A 2,386-nucleotide genomic window follows, 5' to 3' on the forward strand; every position below is an offset into this window, starting at 1 on the left:
CGGAACCGGGCCGCGTGGCCCTCGGCAATGACCCGGTGCGCGTATCCGAAACCGACGACGACCGGGACGGGCCCGGCGCGGCCCGGGTGACCGTGCGGGCGTCGGACCCGGCGGCGGCCCTCTCCCTCACCGTCGAGCTCACCCTCGACCCGACCGGCCTGCTGACGCTGCGGCACCGGCTGCGCAACGACGGCGACGCCCCCTACGAGCTGCGGGAGCTGACCCCGGTGCTGCCGGTGCCGGCGGTCGCCACCGAACTGCTCGACCTCACCGGACGCTGGTGCCGGGAACGCGCGCCGCAGCGGCACCCGTGGCCGATGGGCGCCTGGGTGCGGGAGGGCCGGCACGGGCGGACCGGGCATGACGCCACGCTGCTGCTGGTGGCCGGCACGCCCGGCTTCGGCTTCGGCCACGGCGAGGTGTGGGCGGTGCACACGGCCTGGAGCGGCGACCACGTCACCGTCGCCGAACGCCGGCCCACCGGCGAGTCCACCCTGGGCGGTGGGGAACTCCTCGCCCCCGGCGAGATCGTGCTCACCCCCGGCGAGGAATACCCCACTCCCCTGCTGTACGCGGTGCATTCCGCCGCCGGCCTGGACGGGCTCAGCGACGTGCTGCACCGCCACCTGCGGGCCCGGCCCGAGCACCCGGGCACGCCCCGACCGGTCACCCTGAACGTCTGGGAGGCCGTCTACTTCGACCACGACCTGGCCCGGCTCAGCGCGCTGGCCGACCGGGCCGCCGAGGTGGGCGTGGAGCGGTTCGTGCTCGACGACGGCTGGTTCCGGGGCCGCCGGCACGACCGGGCCGGCCTGGGCGACTGGTACGTCGACGACGGGGTCTGGCCGGACGGGCTGCAACCGCTGATCGACCACGTGCGCGGGCACGGGATGCAGTTCGGGCTCTGGGTCGAGCCGGAGATGGTCAATCCCGACTCCGACCTGTTCCGCGCCCACCCGGACTGGGTGCTCGCCACACCGGGCCGGCTGCCCCCCGAATGGCGCCACCAGCAGGTGCTCGACCTGGCCCACCCGGGGGCGTACGCGCACCTGCTCGGCCGGCTCGACGCGCTGCTCACCGAGCACCCGGGGATCGCGTACCTGAAGTGGGACCACAACCGCGACCTCACCGAGGCCGGACACCGCGGCCGGCCGGGGGTGCACGCGCAGACCGTGGCGGTCTACCGGCTGCTCGACGAGCTGCGCCGCCGGCATCCCGGCGTGGAGATCGAGAGCTGCTCCTCCGGCGGGGCGCGGGTCGACCTGGAGATCCTGCGCCGCACCGACCGGGTCTGGGCCAGCGACTGCAACGACGCCCTGGAACGGCTCGCCATCCAACGCTGGACCGGGCTGCTGCTCCCGCCCGAGCTGGTCGGCACCCACATCGGGCCGGAGCGCTCGCACACCACCCACCGGGTGCACGACCTGGGCTTCCGGGCCGTCACCGCGCTCTTCGGCCACCACGGCATCGAGTGGGACATCGGGTCCATCGACGCCGCGCAGCGCGCCGAGCTGGCCGCCTGGGTCGCGCTGCACAAGCGGCTCCGCCCGCTGCTGCACTCCGGCCGGGTGGTCCGGGTCGACCACCCGGACCCGGCCGTGCAGGCCCACGGCGTCATCGCCCACGACGGCTCCCAGGCGGTGTACGCGGTGTCCCGGCTGACCACCTCCGCCGCACAGGTGCCCGGAGCGGTACGCCTGCCCGGCCTCGACCCGACCCGTCGCTACGCGGTACGCCCGCCGGCGGGCCTGCCGGAGCCGGCGGTGCTGCAGCTGACCGAGCCGGGCTGGCTGCCGAAGGGGGTCACCCTGAGCGGGGCGGTGCTGGGCACAGTCGGGGTGCAACTGCCGGCGCTGCACCCGGAACAGGCGCTGCTGCTGGAGGTCACCGCGGTCGGCTGAGAAAGTTCGAAGTTTTCTTGCCGACGGATGTCGAGAACCGGGGCGGCGGCTTCTACCTACGGGTGCAAGCACCGAGAATCGGTGCTCGGACGTGAGGAGCCAGCCGTGAAGTACATGCTGCTGATGCAGTTCAGCGCCGCCGGGACCGACTTCCCCCCGATCGACACCTGGACGCCGGACGAGATCGCCGCGCACATCGCGTTCATGCACGAGGTGAACGAGAAGCTTTCCGCTGCCGGCGAGCGGGTCCAGGCCGAGGGGCTGGGCGGGCCGCAGCAGGCCCGCATCGTCCGGGCCGGCGCGGGCGGCGCACCCGTGGTCACCGAGGGGCCCTTCGCCGAGACCAAGGAGTYCCYCRSCGGMWACTGCGGCGCCCGCCGCCCAGCACCAGCACCGGCGAGGCGTTGAAGAACGCGCTGGTCAGCCCGGAGACGCCGTTGGTGACGCCGGGGCCGGCGGTGAGCACGGCCAGGCCGGGGCGGCGG

Annotated in this window: 2 protein-coding genes and 1 pseudogene; 2 read left to right on the forward strand and 1 reads right to left on the reverse strand. The window is 74.7% G+C overall.

Translation table 11 applies throughout. The features are described from left to right. Window positions 1-35: 35 nt before the first annotated feature. Entirely contained in the window at window positions 36-1,901 is a 1,866-nt protein-coding gene (locus tag JNW89_RS34870) for an alpha-galactosidase (protein WP_238452267.1), read from the forward strand. Window positions 1,902-2,006: 105 nt separating this feature from the next. Then, complete coding sequence (locus tag JNW89_RS34875) at window positions 2,007-2,309, forward strand: YciI family protein (protein WP_238452268.1); 303 nt, start codon at window positions 2,007-2,009, stop codon at window positions 2,307-2,309. Here JNW89_RS34875 and JNW89_RS34880 read toward each other — a convergent pair. Next, window positions 2,278-2,386 (reverse strand): annotated as a pseudogene (locus tag JNW89_RS34880) (thiamine pyrophosphate-binding protein); the annotation flags it as partial. The gene JNW89_RS34875 and the pseudogene JNW89_RS34880 sit on opposite strands and share 32 nt — an antisense overlap.

This window comes from Micromonospora sp. 4G55 (assembly GCF_016803375.1).